The sequence below is a fragment of the Undibacterium sp. Rencai35W genome (assembly GCF_049340185.1).
Classification (GTDB): Bacteria; Pseudomonadota; Gammaproteobacteria; order Burkholderiales; family Burkholderiaceae_D; genus Undibacterium.
Genome location: NZ_JBMPPC010000005.1, coordinates 357,882 through 374,441, shown reverse-complemented (window position 1 = coordinate 374,441; position 16,560 = coordinate 357,882). Strand labels below are relative to the sequence as shown.

The following is a 16,560-nucleotide window of genomic DNA, read 5'->3' as shown; positions in this document are numbered from 1 at the left end:
TAGAAAGTAATGAAAGCGATAATGGAACATTTATCTTATCGATTCGAGCATGGCCATCGCCATGTTCCGCAACAAGCAGAACTGGTTGGCGTAGTCAGCTCAGGGAATCTGGAAGTGTTAATTGAAGCCTGTCCGCAGCAGCAAGCCTGCGTGATAGAGATCAATACGGCGGCGACTGGCTTTGGCGCGATCTGGGCTGCGGTGATGACGGATTTCAATGCGCGCTGGTTGCTTGCCGATGTCAGGATTACGATCAACGACATGGGAGCGACACCCGCAGTCGTCAGCCTGCGCTTGGATCAGGCGGTAGAAACACTATTGGGCCAGCCACAGGGAGCACAAGCATGAGCAGCTATCTCGAATGCAATGCCCGCGAGCGAATTCAACAGCTCTTTGATCCGAACAGCCTCGATGAATTTTTACCTCCATCGGCCAGGGTGATCAGCCCTCATCTGGGACAACTGAACGCGCCAGTCGCCTTCGACGACGGCGTAGTAGTTGGCAAGGCGCTCTTGCATGGCGAGACTGTTTTTATCGCAGCGCAAGAAGGTGGCTTCATGGGGGGAGCCGTGGGCGAAGTCCATGGTGCAAAACTGGTGGGCATGTTACGCCGGGCAGTGATTGAAAAACCGTGTGCCGTCGTCTTGTTGCTGGAAACAGGTGGCGTACGTTTACATGAGGCCAATGCAGGATTGATTGCAGTATCTGAAGTCATGCGCGCCGTGCTTGATACCCGCGCTGCGGGTATTCCTGTGATCGTCTTAATCGGTGGATCGAATGGCTGCTTTGGCGGTATGGGCATCGTTGCGCGTTGTGCAAACTGGATCGTGATGTCAGAAGAAGCACGCCTCGCCATGTCTGGCCCGGAAGTCATTGAGACAGCAAATGGTGTGGAAGAATTCGACTCGCGTGATCGCGCACTGGTGTGGCGTACAACCGGCGGAAAGCACCGCTATATAATTGGTGATTGTCAGGCAATCGTGACCGACTCTGTCGAGGCATTTCGTGCTGCGGCAATTGAGGCCGTTCAGGTATTCCAGACTAGCGGTTCTGATCACAGCGATCAAATTGCGCTTTCACTAGGAGCACTGGAGAGTGAGCAGGAATTATTGGCGCAACGGATTAATGCCTTCGGCACATTGCGCGATCCGCTTGACATCTGGCGTGCACTCGGCATGCATGATCCAGCCAACATGCCGATGCTGGAGATCAGTGATTTCATCAGCAAGGCGCAACATCACCGACTGGGAGCCGCATAATGCAATGGCAAACACTGGCAAATGCCCTTTTCCCGCTCGGACATACTATCAGTGAGAAAGAAAGTTTTTTATCCGGCACCGGACAAACCCGTCAAGAAACAGTTGCCGTCGTCGGCACGACAAATCACGCGCCAATAGGCGTCGAAATCGCCTTAGCGCAAGCAGCATTTGTGCTCGACACCCTGCGTCAACATCCTCTGCGACCGATACTCTTGCTGGTTGATACGCAAGGCCAGCGACTACGTCATCGTGACGAAATGCTGGGTATTAACAGCTACATGGCGCACCTCGGAAAATGTGTAGAACTCGCGCGCAGAAAAGGGCACCGCGTCATCAGTCTGGTGTATGACCAGGCATTGTCTGGCGGCTTTATTACCAGCGGCTTGATGGCAGATGCCTGCTATGCATTGCCAGATGCGACCATCCGCGTAATGGGGCTGCCAGCGATGGCGAGGATTACCAAAGTGTCGGAAGAGAGACTGACCGAACTCGCCATCAGCAATCCCGTGTTTGCACCGGGACCTGAAAATTATCTCCGCATGGGTGGCGTGCAAGGAATTTGGGACGGTGATTTATCGACGCAGCTTGAGCAAGCGCTGTTGCATGTACAGAATACCGACCTGCGCAGTGCAACAGGCAAGCAGCGCGGGGGCCGTCAATTAGCACAGACTGTCATTGATGCCATCCTCGCGGATCAGCATGTACTCACGCCATGATCTGGTCTGGCTATCCGACCATGGATGGCAACAGGCAGGGAACTCAGCGACACCCGAGCATCGTCATGCGATCGAAACATGGCGACTACGTGACTGGCCGCTGATTGTACGGCGGCATGATGCTGATGCCGGAGATGAGGTCGTCTGCCTTGGACTGGCCTTACCGCCAAACAACCACGACGGCAATAAGCAAAGAATCGCTCTGCGCGTAGAAAAAACACTGATTGCGCGATCAAGCCCTGCATTATCTTTACGCAATATCATCGAAACTGCACCACGGGAATGGCAACAAGCTCTCACTCATTTTTCAAGCTTATCAAGCTTACCCGTCACATTAAAGACATCATCGTCACCGGCACTGGACATGCGTGTCTTTGGCTCGACTGCGTTGCAACGTCTTACCGGACTATCATATGTCACTGCGCGTTCGGATATTGATCTTCTATTTTCACCAAAAAATCTGAGTGAGTTAGAGCAAGGCTTGTCCTTGTTAACGTCTTTTAGCAAGCTGCTGCCACTCGATGGCGAGATCCTCTTTCCTCAACAACAGGCAGTATCCTGGCGAGAGTGGCAACTCGCCATCTCAAACCAGGCACGAGTGCTGGTCAAGACCATGCATACGGTATATCTGGCATCTACAGCGTCGCTGATTGCGTCCCTCGCTCAGAATCAAACTACGACCGGGGAGTTTGCAGCATGAGGCAATTACAGCCAGGGATGCCTGCTTCAGTTGGGCGCCGCAGCGTCATTTTTCCCCATATAAATGAAGAGAGAGAAAACGACTGTCGTCAGCGTCAAGCAGCCGTCGCCATGGACGCAAAGATCGCAAAAATTGCAGTCCGGTGTTTATATACAGAACTGTCTCTCTACCCAAAACCAGGACTGGTCTCGCTGATTGATAATGGCAGTCATACCGATATGAATGCAACAAGCTTCATGCGTAGCCTGTTTGCCTTACGCCACTACTTTAAATCGATCACTCAGGCTGGCTATGAACAGGCATCATTTAGTCAGTTAAAGAAATTAGGCATCGCCGCAGAACAAAGAATGATGCTGGCGACAAAGGGTATCAACACTCACCGTGGTGCGATTTTTAGCCTAGGCATGTTGTGTGCAACGACCGGGTGTTTAAGCGCGCAGAATATCACTCCTACACCCGATGCGATCCGGCAAACTCTTCTTGAGCAATGGGGAACTGAGCTGCGTTTACATGGGCAAAATTCCAGCCCTGAATCCGAGAATACATCGAATGGCATCCGTGTCGCGCAACGCCATGGCGCGAGCGGAGCACGGGAAGAAATTGCATCGGGATTGCCTTCGGTATTCGATATTGCCCTGCCTGCGCTGTGTAATACGCTCAATGCAGGACGCACTATGTACGAAGCCCGCATTGATACTTTCTTTGCCTTGATGGCCCACATCAGTGATACCAATGTCTATCATCGAGGCGGCGCTGAAGGCGCAGTGATCGTCAAAGAGCAGGCTCAGAGTTTCATCGATGCGGGAGGCACTGCACGTCCTGACTGGTACCACAAGGCTCTGGCTTGCCATCAATTGTTTAGTGCAAAACGTTTATCGCCGGGCGGTGCCGCGGATCTGCTTGCGGCGACTTGTTTCGTACATGATATTTGCGATGGTGAACTTGTATGACGCCTCGCTTACTGGTGCTATGTTCGGGTCAGGGTAATCAGCATGCCGGGATGTTTGACCTGTTGAGTAGTACTAATAGCGCTGAGGTCTTGCGTGATCTGTGCGCGCCAGAACTAGATGCAATCGCTGAAAAACCAGAACGTATTTTTGCTAATCAATACGCTCAGCCACTCATCGTCACTAGCCAGATGGCGATCTGGAATCTCCTGAAAGATCGCATACCGGCACCAAATCTGGTTGCGGGCTACAGCATCGGTGAGCTAAGCGCGTATGGCATTGCGGGCATGCTGGATGCACGGCAAATCGTCGGTCTGGCAAGACAGCGTGCGCAACTGATGGATGCTTGTCGCAATCCACAGCATGCGCAAATCATGGTTGCAGTCAATGGCGTTCAGCTGCGTCAGGTCAGGAACTTAATTCAAGATCGTGGCTTTGAGATTGCCATTATCAATGCAGATGATGCGCTTATCCTTGGCGGCATAGCCGATCAGTTCACAAAATTAGAAACCGAACTAGTAGCGCAAGGCGCAAAAGTGCAGCAACTTCCGGTACATATCGCCTCGCATACCTCGTGTTTACGCAATGCCTGTCAGCCGTTTCATGAGAAGCTTCAGGTGTGTGATTTCAATATTGGAACCTGTCCGGTCATCTCGGGCAAGGATGGTAGCCAGATTTACGGCAAGCACGCGGCAGTGACCCAGCTCAGCCATCAATTGCTTGAGACGATACACTGGCATGACTGCATGGATGCATTTGCAGAAAATGGCATCAGCGTTGCGTTGGAACTAGGGCCGGGTGCAGCCTTATCCAGAATGCTGCAAGCCAGACATCCGCAGATTGTCTGCCGCTCCGTGTCCGAATTCCGTAGCGTTGACGGCATCATCCAATGGTTGTCCCGACATATCGAATAACGAATTTCATCAGTAGTTCCATCTATCAATCTATTAAGCCGCTAAGCCACTAAGCCACTAAGCCACAAATTAACTAAATAACTCTAGGGAGACAGCATGAAAACAGCATTATTATCCGGGCTAACCGCCAGTCTGATTGCGACCGTAAGTTATGCCAGCGACAGATTACCGACGATTCCGCCAGACCAATACACGGCGGAACAAAAGAAAGCAGCGGAAGAATTTCTGGCGACCCGTAAAGTATCGGTATTCGGTCCCTTCGAGCCATTAATGCATAGCCCGCAAGTCATGACACAAGCCAGAGCGATGGGCGACTATCTGCGTTATAACTCGGCGATCGGCAATACCTTAAGCGAACTGGCCATTCTCATTACCGCTCGCGAATGGACGCAGGATTTTGAATGGTATGTACATTATCCCATCGCACTCAAAGCGGGGATCAAAGCATCGGTCGCCGATGCGATTGCAGATGGCATTCGTCCGACCGGCATGAGTGAAGATGAGGAAATCGTCTATGATTTTTCGATCGAGCTACATAAAAATAAACGCGTCTCAGACCGCACATTCCAACGCGCAGATAAACGATTTGGTAAAAAAGGTGTGGTGGATCTGACAGGTATCAATGCGTATTACGCTCTGCTGGCAATGCAGATGAATATGGCGCAATATCAAATCCCTAAAGACAGTAAGAAACTCACGCGCTTTCCTGAGTAAAGCCTGTCGCCAATAACTGATAGACCATAAAAAAATCCCTCCTGTACGTCAGGAGGGATTTTTTTCATCAATCAATGGTGAATCAGCAAACGTCATTCATGCGCATGGTCGCCGCCCAGATAGGCCGCTTTTACTGCAGGATCGTTTTTGAGCTTATCCGCAGGGCCATGAACAGAAATGCGACCGTTTTCCAAAACGTAACCATAGTCGGCCACGTTCAACGCAGCCGCCGCGAATTGCTCCACCAGCAGCATGGTGACGCCCTGCTCTTTCAGGCGCAAGATAATGCGAAAAACTTCTTCCACCAGAATCGGTGCCAGCCCCATAGATGGTTCGTCCAGCAAGATCACTTCAGGATTCAGCATAACTGCGCGCGCCATCGCCAGCATCTGCTGTTCACCGCCAGATAAGGTACCGGCCAGCTGATCCTGTCTTTCTTTCAATCGGGGGAATAGCTCCAGGGCTTTTTCAAGATCCGCTGCCACATCACCCTTTGGACGAGACCGTGTAAATCGAGGAAACGCTCCCAGCAACAAATTATCCGTCACGCTCATGGTGGAAAATACCCGGCGACCTTCTGGGGAATGCGCCAGGCCGGCACGAGCTATCTTGTGCGACTCCAGACCAGTGACATCTTTACCCGCCAGTTTTACGCTTCCCATTTTCGGTTTTAACATGCCAGAGATGGCGCGCATAGTCGTGGTTTTACCTGCGCCATTGGATCCTATTAAGGTCACCACTTTGCCTTTTGGTACGTCGAGAGAAATACCGTGCAGGACTTCGACTTTGCCATACGCTGCATGCAGGTTTGAAATAGATAACATGTCAGCCCCTTGCCTGATCTGCCATGACTGGCGTTGTTGATATTGCATCGGATGCAGATCCTGCGCTATCGTCGCCAACCGAGCCGCCGAGATAGGCTTCAATTACTTTAGGATCGGCCTGTACTTCTGCTGGTTTGCCCTCTGCGATTTTTTGACCGAAGTCGAGTACCGTCACGGTATCGCAAATCGACATGACCACATCCATATGATGCTCAATCAGGATAATCGTAATGCCATGCTGGCGGATCTTGCGAATGATGGCGATCAGCTCCTTTATGTCCGGCGCGGTTAAACCTGCGGCGGGTTCATCGAGCAATAAGAGCTTGGGATTAAGTCCAAGAGCGCGGCCAATTTCCAACATACGCTGTTTACCATAAGGCAAATTGCGTGCTTCTTCTTCGGTCAGTGCAGCCAGTCCCATGAATTGCAAAATAGCCGCGGCACGCACTCTGGCCTCATGCTCCTCACGCTTATAACGAGGGGTATGCAGCATGACATCGAGTACGTTACTTTTAAAGGTGTGATGCAGACCAACCAGAATATTTTCTGTTGCACTCATCTCGCCAAATAACTGTACGTTCTGAAAAGTACGGGCAACACCGCCCAAAGCGATTTCGGATGGGGTTAACCCGGAGATCGTTTTGCCATTGAACTCGACACTGCCGCCGGTAGGTTGATAAATACCTGTCAGTACGTTCATCATGGTGCTCTTGCCCGAACCATTCGGCCCGATCAGTCCATGCACCGTGCATTTGGCAATCGTCAGATCGACCTGGTTCAATGCCTTGAGTCCGCCAAATTGCATCAGTACATGTTGGGCACGCAGCAAACTGCCGGTGATTGGCGTGCTTGGATCTGCCATGCTCCAAGCTTTGGATTCATCGGCAATAGCATTGGCATGCACCGTATGCTCTATCCGGGATCCGACCAGTCCACGCATAAAACCAACAATGCCATCTTGCAGGTAGTACACCACGAACAGGGTCATTAAACCAAAAATCGTCAGGCGCCAGTCAGTGATATTTTCCAGACGATAGGAGAACATCGCCATGCCGACTGTCGCTACCAGAGGCACGATAATGTCTCTGATCGTCTTGCGTTTTTTCAGTAACATGAGAGCTCCGGCGACAACACCTATGACCGCTGCCGCCGTCGCGATCTTGCGGAACAACTCAATATCGGCCAGCAAACTAGGCAACATGACGACAATCAGCGCTCCTAACAGAGCACCGCTACGGGTCTTGCGACCACCCATGATAATAGCGAGCAGGAACATGATGGTCAGCTCGAAGTTATAGGTATTGGGCGAAATATATTCTTCTGAATAGGAATACAAACTACCCGCCAATCCAGCCAGCGCTGCGCTGATGACGAAGGCATATACTTTATAGCGATAGACCGAGACACCCATACAATCCGAGGCAATCGGACTATCACGCAATGCCTGAAATGCTCGTCCCAGATGCGATTTTAAAATCCTGTGAACGACGATCAGTGACAGTACCATCATGACGGCAACCAGATAGAAAAAACCTACTTCACCGAGTTTGACGCCGAAGAACATCGGCTTGGCAACTTTCAATCCCATCGGTCCTTCTGTCAGAAAAGTCATCTCATTAATGAGGATCTGAATAATCGTACCGAACGCTAAGGTGACCATCGCGAGATAAGGCCCTGTCACACGCAATGCCGGTAGTGCCAACAGCGCGCCGAATATCGCTGTCACGCCAATACTGGCAGGCATCGCAATCAGGAACGGCAAGCCAAATTTAAAATACAGCACGCCTGTTGTATAAGATCCGATACCAAATAATCCGGCATGCCCGAGAGATACCTGTCCCGTATAACCCACCACAATATCCAGCCCAAACAACAGAATCGCGTAGATCAGTATCGTCTCGGCTAAGTGGATGTAATAAGGGTTGTGTACGATGACAGGGAAAGCGGCTAAGGCGATCAGGCCGATGATCGCCGTAATGAAAGTTTTTTTATTCATCATCACACTCATTTTTAAACTTTCTTAATCGCTGTTTTGCCGAACAGGCCAGCAGGTTTTATCGCCAGTACCAGCAGCAGCAATAAGAGCCCCGGAACTTCTTTGTAACCTGTTGAAATATAAAATCCAGTCAGGGTTTCAGCAACGCCAAGTATCAAGCCACCGACAATCGCGCCCATACCGGATGTCAGTCCACCGATAATCGCTACCGCAAACGCCTTGAGACCCAAGGCGGTACCCATAGTGGCGCCCGTGAGTGTCAGCGGTGCTACCAGAACGCCTGCGAAGGCAGCGGTTGCCGATGACAGCGCATAAGAAAAGGTAATGACCATACTCGTATTAATTCCCATCAATCCGGCGGCGTCGCGATCGTTGGAGGTGGCAACGACGGCCTTGCCGTAAATCGACTTCCGGTTGAATAGCTCAACTGCCAGCATCATCGCCAGCGCACCCAGTACAACAACGATCTGCATCGGCTGCACGTTCGCACCCAGCACCTGGAACGGCGTCGCGGACAGCGGTGTTGGAAAAGTCAGATCGTCTTTGCCCCAGATATTTTCAGCGACATTTTTAAAGATGATGGCGAGTGCAATGGTGGACATAATCCAGCCGAATTCAGATTTAATTTTGATCGCCGGACGGACGCCAATCCATTCAACGACCGCACCTTGTAAAGCACCGAAAACAATCACAATCGGAATCATGAGCCAGTAACTCATGTAGGGTCCGCCATGAATATTACCGACCAGGCTGAGACCAACCAATGCGCCTAACATCAGTGCTTCGCCTTGTCCGAAATTCAGAGTACCGGAGGTCGCAAAAGTAAGTTGATAGCCGAACGCAATGACGGCGTAAATCATGCCCAGCGCGATGCCGCTGAACACTAATTGGAGAACAATATCCATGATGACCTTGAGAGCAAGTGTAGAACACAGGAATGACTGGCATCTCACTATCCAGATAAATCGCAGAGATCGCACAAATTCTGATTGTGCAATCTGATACATGAGATGCCAGCGCTACCTACAACGAGTACTTGTATTGATTTTTGAATTATTTCTTAATTTAATCATTAATAAATCAAGGAATCAAAAATCACTACTTAAGCAGCTGTGTTACTTGAATTGATTGAAGAGCTTATTGCGCCAGAGCGACGTGACCTTCTTTGACGGCACCCATGACTGGCATACCGGCTTTGATCGCTTCGTGATCTACTTTAGTGAAAGGCTTGTCATAAGTCGTGACGACACCTTCTACTTTTGCCTGTAAACCTTCCAGAGCTTCGCGGACTTTTGGCCCCTCTGTTGAACCGGCCTGCTTGATTGCTGCGGCTAACAAGTAGATAGAATCATAGCCCTGCGCTGCCGATACAGGTGACGGAATACGGCCACCAGGTGGGTTGTAGGCTTTCAGATAAGCGTCAATGAAGGCTTTACGTTTTGGCGTGTTGGGAATCTGGATGAAGGTTTGCGGCATTGATGCCCCTTCGCCATTCTTGCCAGCGTTGTCGATGAAGTTACCCATAGACAGTGTCCAGCTGCCGATCATCGGCACTTTCCAGTTCAGCTTTTCCATACCGTTCGCGATCTGCGCCAGCTCAGGGCCGATCCCATAAGTCAGAATCGCTTGTGCGCCAGACTGCTTTGCCTTCAGCAATTGCGCTGTCATATCCACGTCTTTGATATTGAATTTTTCAACAGCAACGGGTTTCAAGCCTTTTTTATCCAGTGCTTTTTCCAAGTCCTCACGACCGAGTTGGCCGTAGTTGGTGGAGTCCGCCAGAATCGCTACCTTACTCAGCTTGCGCTTGCCCACTGCCTCTTCGACGATCATTGCTGACTGGATTGTGTCGTGTGCGGCATTACGGAAAATATAGTTTTCAGGCTGATCAGCAAACTGCTTGGTCACCACGCTGCCGGTGGCAACATTGTTCATGACCGGGATTTTGGCTTCCTGATAAAAACGCTGGGATGCGAGCGCAACACCGGTGTTGATGAAACCAACGGTGGAGACAACTTTTTCTTTGTTGATGAGCTCTTGTGCAACCTGAACGCCGCGTTCATTTTTCGCTTCATCATCACGCTCAACTAACTGGAACGGACGACCGAGTACACCACCTGCTGCATTGATTTCGGTAACAGCGAGTTTAACGCCGTCACGCATAGACACACCCATCGGTGCAGAACCGCCGGTGAATGGGCCGGTAACACCGATTTTAATCGGATCTGCGGCTACTGCTGATAATGCCAAAGTCGCCAACGCAGCTGCAATCATTGCCTGTAATTTATATGACATGTCGTCCTCCATTTATATTATTTTGAACCATCTGATTTACTACAAAATTTCTGTTTTGAAGCGTATGGAACATCGGCATTTTCCAGAGAAGTCGTTCACTGCCGCAGCATCCACACTTACCCAACACAAACTAAGCACAAAGATTCTGGCATAGTGAATTTTATTCCCAAGTGAAAAGAAATTCATATTCACATGAAATATTTGCATGCTTACGTGAGTGCCTACGCAGTACTACTGAAAAAAGCATATTTACCTCGATTTCCCTGCTAAATTCTATTTTGCAGCGCACCAATTCTGCGTAAAAATACGGTGCTTTTCGAGAGGTAGGGTAAGCAGTATTGATTAATAATTTTCTCGCAAAAACAACGCCAGCTTTGCACCGGAGAAATTGATTGTTGCATGCAAGATAGTATGATCAGGCATCACTGCCAGGAGCCAAGATGAATCCAGAACCAGATCAACTCAGAGTACTCGCTTTTGACGTCTTTGGTACGGTTGTCGACTGGTATACCAGCGTCAGAAGAGAAATTGAACAGATCGCACCGACAATCGACGGTAATCGCTTTGCGCTGGTATGGAGAGAAGCCTATGTCCCGGCGATGCAGCGTGTGATGTCGGGTCAAACCGGCTGGACCACAATCGACGTGCTGCACCGGCAGATCCTGGAGGACTTGTTACCGCAATTTGGCTTAACACAAATGAGCAATCATCAACGAGACCACCTCAATCAGGTATGGCACCGGCTCGATGCATGGCCGGATAGTGTCGCAGGCTTAGTCAGACTCAAATCGCGTTTTACGATTTGCACTCTGTCTAACGGGAATATGAGTTTGCTCACAAATATGGCAAAACATGCGGGCTTGCCCTGGGACTGCATTTTGTCTGCGGAAATCTTCCGGCGCTACAAGCCCGACCCGGCAACCTATCTGGGCGTTGCAAGCTTGTTAGACGTGCGACCGGATCAGGTCATGCTGGTAGCCGCACATCAAAGTGACCTGGCAGCAGCCAGAGCCTGTGGACTACAAACGGCCTACATCGAGCGTCCTGCAGAATATGGACCAGCCGTCGATAAGGATATTTCAGCCAATCCGGCTAATACTTATCACGCCAGAGACCTCGCTCATCTCGCCGATCTGCTGAGTGCTTAAGCTATTTGGGGGCAAGATGTTCCTGCATGAGAAGCACATCATCTCTTCATGCAGGAAATATCCGGCTTGCCATATTGCGATAACTACTTCATCCCTAACTGATGCAGGATAAAACCGTATTCTTCCGCCGTCTGTAATTGACGGACGAAACGACCGGATTTACCGCCGTGCCCTGCTTCCATATTGACTTTGTAGAGCAAAGGCTGCTGACCTGTTTTGGTCGCACGCAACTTGGCAACCCATTTGCTTGGCTCATAATACTGAACCTGAGAATCGTACAAGCCTGTGGTGACCAGCATGGCGGGATAATCTTTTTTCTGGACGTTATCGTAAGGCGAATACGAGAGCATGTAGTCGTACGACGCTTTTTGTTTTGGATTGCCCCATTCATCAAATTCGTTGGTCGTCAGCGGAATACTCTCGTCTAGCATGGTGGTGACGACATCAACGAAAGGAACATGGGCGACTATGCCGGCATATTTATCGCCTGCCATATTGGCGACCGCGCCCATTAGCAAACCACCTGCACTGCCGCCCATTGCAACGACTTTGTCTTTAGCGGCGTAACGCTGCGCGACCAGGTAATCGGTCACATCAATAAAATCGGTGAAGGTATTTTTCTTTTTTAATAATTTGCCGTTCTCATACCAGTCACGCCCCATCTCCTGGCCACCACGGATGTGTGCAATTGCAAATACAAACCCTCGATCCAGAAGCGAGATCACTGCCGGACGAAAAACAGGATCCGTCGACATTCCATAGGAGCCATAGGCATACTGATATAGCGGTGCATGTCCGTCACGCTTAAAGCCTTTACGATACACCAGTGATACCGGAATTTTGGTGCCATCCTGCGAGTTAGCCCACACCCGTTCAGTTGTATAGTTCTGGCGTTTAAAACCACCTAATACCGGCTGTTCCTTCATCAGCTTTCTTACACCGGTTTGCATATTGACCGAATACACACTCGGCGGTGTCGTCAGCGAACTATAGCTATAGCGCAGCTCATCAGTGTCCTGCTCAGCATTAATCCCAAACGATGCCGCATAAGCAGGTTCGTCGGATTGAATAAACGTGGCCTTCTCAGGCGCATTCCAGGACATGACCTTTAAACGTAACAAGCCATCAGAACGTTCATTGATTGCGATAAAATTTTTAAACAGCGCAAAATTCTGAATGAACACAGATTTGTTATGTGGAACCAGTTCTTTCCACTGGTTCCGGTCACCTACCATGGCGTCTGCCACTGACATCAGGCGAAAATTCGGTGCCTGCCAGTCGGTCAATACAATCCAGCGTCCATTGATATGATCAATACTATATTTAACCCCGGTAGTTCTTGGGGCAAACACCGCCGGCATAGTCTCAGGATGATCGACGCTGAGAATATGCGCCTCACTCGTCTCTGTACTACGCAATTCGATGACGAGATAGCGATCATCGCCGGTAGTCGCGATGCTCATGTAATAGCTATGATCCTGCTCGGTGTAGACGATCGTGTCCTCTTTGGCATCGGTACCCAGCACATGTTTTTTGACACGGGTGGATAACAGCGTCACCGGATCGTTCTCTATGTAAAACACGGTCTTGTTATCAGCCGCCCACACCACTTGCGGGGATAAACCGGCGATCTCATCGGTAAAATTTTTGCCCGTTTTAAGATCGCGGAATTTCAACTTGTACTGACGGCGACCGCTGTCATCCTCGAGGTAGGCAAGCAATTGTTCGTTCGGACTGACAGCTCTTTGTCCGACGTCAAAATACGCTTTATTTTTCGCTTCACGATTCCCGTCCAGCATAATCTGCTCGGAACCGCCTGCGACAGGTTTGCGGCCAAATACCGGATACTCCGCCCCTTTGGCAAAACGCGTGTAATACAGATACTGACCTTTTTTAAACGGGACAGTGCTGTCATCCTGTTTGATGCGTCCAACAATCTCTTTGTATAGCCGATCAGTCAGTCCCTGATAAGCCGAAGACTGCGCTTTGAAATAAGCGTTCTCTGCATTCAGGTAATCCAACATGGCAGGTAATTTGCGGGCATCATCGCGCAGCCAGTAATACGGATCGTTCCGCGTGCCGTTGGGTGACTCGACCTGATATGGCTGTTGTGCGGCCACCGGTGGTGCCTTGGACGCTTGTAATGCCGATGTTGCCGATGATGACGGCATGACTGCTGAGGCAGCAAACACTGCGGGACAACATAGTAAGGAAACCGAGAAGGTCAGTAACGAAACGCCGATGGTACGACTGCGCATAATAGAACCTCGATAGTTAAGTCAGCCTAGCTGGCCGTACAAGGTATCTGGACTAATTCGTCTATATAAATTGCACTACTGGCTAGGCCGATTTCATGGCTGATGATGACAACAAGTTTGACGGTAAACTTATCTGCTGTGAGATGTCAGACGCGCCAGCGGAGACGCAATACTGACGCCGGGGGCCTCATTGCGGGCACCTTTATGTGAGTCGGCTCTTTTTGAGGAAGAGCTCGCTTCATCCAGGCGCTCATCCGCCTCGCCTCCCAGCAAGCTACCACCGTCTGGATTACGTCGCATGGCAACGCCGACGGCGAGCATATCAATGACGAGTAGATGCAGGATACGGCTGACCATCGGCAAATGCGTAGAGACATCTTCGACATGATCGACAATCAGTGCGGCATCTGCCTTACGTACCAGCGGTGACTGGCTCGCTGCAATCGCGATGACCGTCGCTCCGCGCTCACGCGCTTTTTCTGCGACCTCCAGCAACTCGGGCAGGCGGCCGCTGCTACTTATAATGACCACCACATCTTTTGGCTTTAATACACTGGCGGCCAACAATTGCAAACGTGAATCCGTATGCGCAACACTAGGAATACCAAGGCGTAAAAATTTGAATTGTGCATCCTGCGCAACCACGCCGTAATGACCGATTGCATAGAACTCAACGCGATCCGCATGCACGATCAGATCAATTGCCCGGTCAATCATTTCACGATTGAGCTGGCTACGCACCTGTAATATCGCTGAAGCGGTATTGCCCAATACCTTTGCACCAAGCTCCAGGGCAGAGTCGTCATTGGTTACCTGAATATGCGTGACTGGTACCGTACCAGTGAGTCCTGAAGCAAGGCGCAATTTAAAATCAGATAAGCCTTCGCAACCCAGAGAACGGCAGAACCGGATTACCGTTGGCTGACTTACTTCGGCTGCTCTGGCGATCTCTGCGATCGGATCATTCAATACCGAGCGTGCATGCGCGAGTACATGCTCAGCGACGCGTAACTCTGCCGGTGACAACTCGGACCGGGCGCGACGAATCTGGCCAAGAATTGCTGAGCCCGGATCGGCACTCAAAGTCCGCAATTGCGCATCCAGGATCGCTGAGGCGCCGGTAAAGGTTGCATGTTCCGCGGTAATGACAAAGGTCGGAATCGCTGCCACATAGCGACTAAAGCGACCCTTGTCCTCAAAGCGTGAACGGAAGCGGGACGCATCAAAATACGTACCTAAGCGCGGCACAATACCGCCGCCGATATAGATGCCACCCAAGGCACCCAGCGTAACCGCCAGATTGGCCGCAGCAGTACCCAGCAAGGCGCAAAAGACATCCAGCGTATCGACACAAACTGCATCCGTCTCGTCCAGCGCCCGCTGCGTAATATCGGGAGCAGTCAACGCCAGCGGCGCAACGCCTGCCAGTTCAGCCAGGGCACGGTAAATCAGCTCAAGTCCGGGGCCAGATACCAGACGCTCGAACGAGACATGTTCAAAGTGCTTCCATACATAGCGCAGGACGGCAATTTCGCGCTCATCTCTGGGAGAAAAACTGGTATGCCCACCTTCGGAACCGAGAGAAATCCAACCATCCCCGGCAGGAATCAGGCCAGAAACGCCCAGGCCGCTGCCAGGTCCCAGCAAGCCGATCACGCTTTGTTTACTGGCGTCGCCAGTACCGATCTGCCGGATGTCGTTAGGACCCAGCCTTGGCAATGCCATCGCCAGCGCAGTGAAGTCGTTGACGATCAGCAAGGTATCAAGACCAAGTTTCTGGCGCATTTCTTCAATCGAAAATTGCCAGTGATAATTGGTCATACTCACCAGATCGCCATCAACCGGGTTCGCAATAGCGACGGCAGCATGCTCAACGTGCTGAGAGGGAACAGATGCCAGATAGGCGGAGACTGCGGCAGCGAAATCAGGAAACTCCGCGCAGCGCAAAGAGTCAATATGCTGGAAATCACCTTTCGCCACTTCCAATGCAAAGCGGGCGTAGGTACCGCCGATATCGGCAATTAAGCGTGGACTGTCAAAAGGGAGCATGTATGTTCATTTCTTATTGTAAATATTGATCAGGTCATCCCGGGATACTTGCCAACCCATCCATTTCGGTCAGCCCGCACACAGGATCAAATCTCGCCGCGCTATTGTAGTCCTGCGGCTCAGCGAACGATAGTTGTTCACCGGCACAGGTGCTTTTTTGTTAAAAAATGCCAACAAGCAATGTAACAGCCGCCTTGGCATTGAATACAAAGTTTACTCAAAACAAGAAATGTAACTTCACTACAACACATCCATCATAGAGCATAAATCATCGTGACATCAGCCAATTCCGCCAGAACCTGAGCCATTCCGACTGGCTTATTTAGACAAGGCTGACGCAAAACGACAATCTAATCGCCATCAGTTAGATTGAACGCGCAGGCTGGATGCGGCTTTCAAAGGCTTTTCACGTCAACAGGCGCATCCAGCCTGCGGATTCACTTGAGGAATATCTAAAAACTCTTTAATCGATATTCGATGGGACGTCTTACTCCTGCCATTTTTCTGTGTTTCAGTGCCTCTATGTCCTTATGTCTCTTTGCTTAGATGTTTTGTGTCAACCCTGTAGCACTGATGTTTCAATGCGAGGCTTGTTAGAAGTTATCCATGAGTGATGGTCAGTGCCTCATGGCAAGCGCGAAAATTCAAGCTTGACGAGAGAAATTCGTCTCAGCGACGGTGTTTTTCAGTCTTTCCTTGTTTATCGGTTGCATCGAAACTGTAGTTTTGCTACATTACAC

The 16,560-nt window shown here is 50.5% G+C and carries 14 protein-coding genes; 8 read left to right on the top strand and 6 right to left on the bottom strand.

What is annotated here, in order from left to right; all coding sequences use genetic code 11:
• Nucleotides 1-21 precede the first annotated feature (21 nt).
• The 7 genes from mdcC (at nucleotide 22) to ACO0K3_RS13525 (ending at nucleotide 5,250) form a co-directional block, all read left to right on the top strand.
• On the top strand, nucleotides 22-348 hold the full coding sequence (gene mdcC, locus ACO0K3_RS13555) for a malonate decarboxylase acyl carrier protein (RefSeq protein WP_422985404.1): 327 nt from the start codon (nucleotides 22-24) through the stop codon (nucleotides 346-348).
• Nucleotides 345-1,259, top strand: a complete 915-nt coding sequence (locus ACO0K3_RS13550; protein WP_422985402.1) for a biotin-independent malonate decarboxylase subunit beta — start codon at nucleotides 345-347, stop codon at nucleotides 1,257-1,259. Before mdcC ends, ACO0K3_RS13550 begins: the two co-directional genes overlap by 4 nt.
• Nucleotides 1,259-1,975: a biotin-independent malonate decarboxylase subunit gamma gene (gene mdcE, locus ACO0K3_RS13545; RefSeq protein ID WP_422985400.1), complete on the top strand. Its 717-nt coding sequence runs from the start codon at nucleotides 1,259-1,261 to the stop codon at nucleotides 1,973-1,975. The genes ACO0K3_RS13550 and mdcE overlap by 1 nt, the downstream gene beginning before the upstream one ends.
• Complete coding sequence (gene mdcG / locus ACO0K3_RS13540; RefSeq protein WP_422985398.1) at nucleotides 1,959-2,675, top strand: malonate decarboxylase holo-[acyl-carrier-protein] synthase; 717 nt, start codon at nucleotides 1,959-1,961, stop codon at nucleotides 2,673-2,675. Before mdcE ends, mdcG begins: the two co-directional genes overlap by 17 nt.
• 110 nt (nucleotides 2,676-2,785) lie before the next feature.
• Nucleotides 2,786-3,625, top strand: coding sequence for a triphosphoribosyl-dephospho-CoA synthase MdcB (gene mdcB, locus ACO0K3_RS13535; RefSeq protein ID WP_422985396.1), 840 nt, complete (start codon nucleotides 2,786-2,788; stop codon nucleotides 3,623-3,625).
• Nucleotides 3,622-4,536: an ACP S-malonyltransferase gene (locus ACO0K3_RS13530; RefSeq protein ID WP_422985394.1), complete on the top strand. Its 915-nt coding sequence runs from the start codon at nucleotides 3,622-3,624 to the stop codon at nucleotides 4,534-4,536. The genes mdcB and ACO0K3_RS13530 overlap by 4 nt, the downstream gene beginning before the upstream one ends.
• 96 nt (nucleotides 4,537-4,632) lie before the next feature.
• The gene (locus tag ACO0K3_RS13525; RefSeq protein WP_422985392.1) at nucleotides 4,633-5,250 is read left to right on the top strand and encodes a carboxymuconolactone decarboxylase family protein; all 618 of its coding nucleotides are present in this window, start codon (nucleotides 4,633-4,635) and stop codon (nucleotides 5,248-5,250) included.
• 92 nt (nucleotides 5,251-5,342) lie between these two features.
• Here ACO0K3_RS13525 and ACO0K3_RS13520 read toward each other — a convergent pair whose 3' ends face one another.
• The 4 genes from ACO0K3_RS13520 to ACO0K3_RS13505 all read right to left on the bottom strand — a co-directional run bounded on the left by ACO0K3_RS13520 (nucleotide 5,343) and on the right by ACO0K3_RS13505 (nucleotide 10,365).
• Nucleotides 5,343-6,074: an ABC transporter ATP-binding protein gene (locus tag ACO0K3_RS13520; protein WP_422985390.1), complete on the bottom strand. Its 732-nt coding sequence runs from the start codon at nucleotides 6,072-6,074 to the stop codon at nucleotides 5,343-5,345.
• A gap of 1 nt (nucleotide 6,075) precedes the next feature.
• Entirely contained in the window at nucleotides 6,076-8,070 is a 1,995-nt protein-coding gene (locus ACO0K3_RS13515; RefSeq protein WP_422985533.1) for an ABC transporter permease subunit, read from the bottom strand.
• 14 nt (nucleotides 8,071-8,084) lie between these two features.
• Nucleotides 8,085-8,975: a branched-chain amino acid ABC transporter permease gene (locus ACO0K3_RS13510; RefSeq protein ID WP_422985388.1), complete on the bottom strand. Its 891-nt coding sequence runs from the start codon at nucleotides 8,973-8,975 to the stop codon at nucleotides 8,085-8,087.
• A gap of 232 nt (nucleotides 8,976-9,207) precedes the next feature.
• The gene (locus tag ACO0K3_RS13505; protein ID WP_422985386.1) at nucleotides 9,208-10,365 is read right to left on the bottom strand and encodes an ABC transporter substrate-binding protein; all 1,158 of its coding nucleotides are present in this window, start codon (nucleotides 10,363-10,365) and stop codon (nucleotides 9,208-9,210) included.
• A gap of 440 nt (nucleotides 10,366-10,805) precedes the next feature.
• Here ACO0K3_RS13505 and ACO0K3_RS13500 point away from each other — a divergent pair, with 440 nt between their 5' ends.
• On the top strand, nucleotides 10,806-11,513 hold the full coding sequence (locus tag ACO0K3_RS13500) for a haloacid dehalogenase type II (RefSeq protein WP_422985384.1): 708 nt from the start codon (nucleotides 10,806-10,808) through the stop codon (nucleotides 11,511-11,513).
• A gap of 83 nt (nucleotides 11,514-11,596) precedes the next feature.
• Here ACO0K3_RS13500 and ACO0K3_RS13495 read toward each other — a convergent pair whose 3' ends face one another.
• Nucleotides 11,597-13,771 carry a S9 family peptidase gene (locus ACO0K3_RS13495; protein ID WP_422985382.1) on the bottom strand — a complete coding sequence of 725 codons (2,175 nt, stop codon included), beginning with the start codon at nucleotides 13,769-13,771 and terminating at the stop codon, nucleotides 11,597-11,599.
• Between the two features lie 129 nt (nucleotides 13,772-13,900).
• A complete protein-coding gene (locus tag ACO0K3_RS13490) occupies nucleotides 13,901-15,820 on the bottom strand; it encodes a glucokinase (RefSeq protein WP_422957515.1) in 1,920 nt (639 codons plus the stop codon).
• Nucleotides 15,821-16,560: the final 740 nt, after the last annotated feature.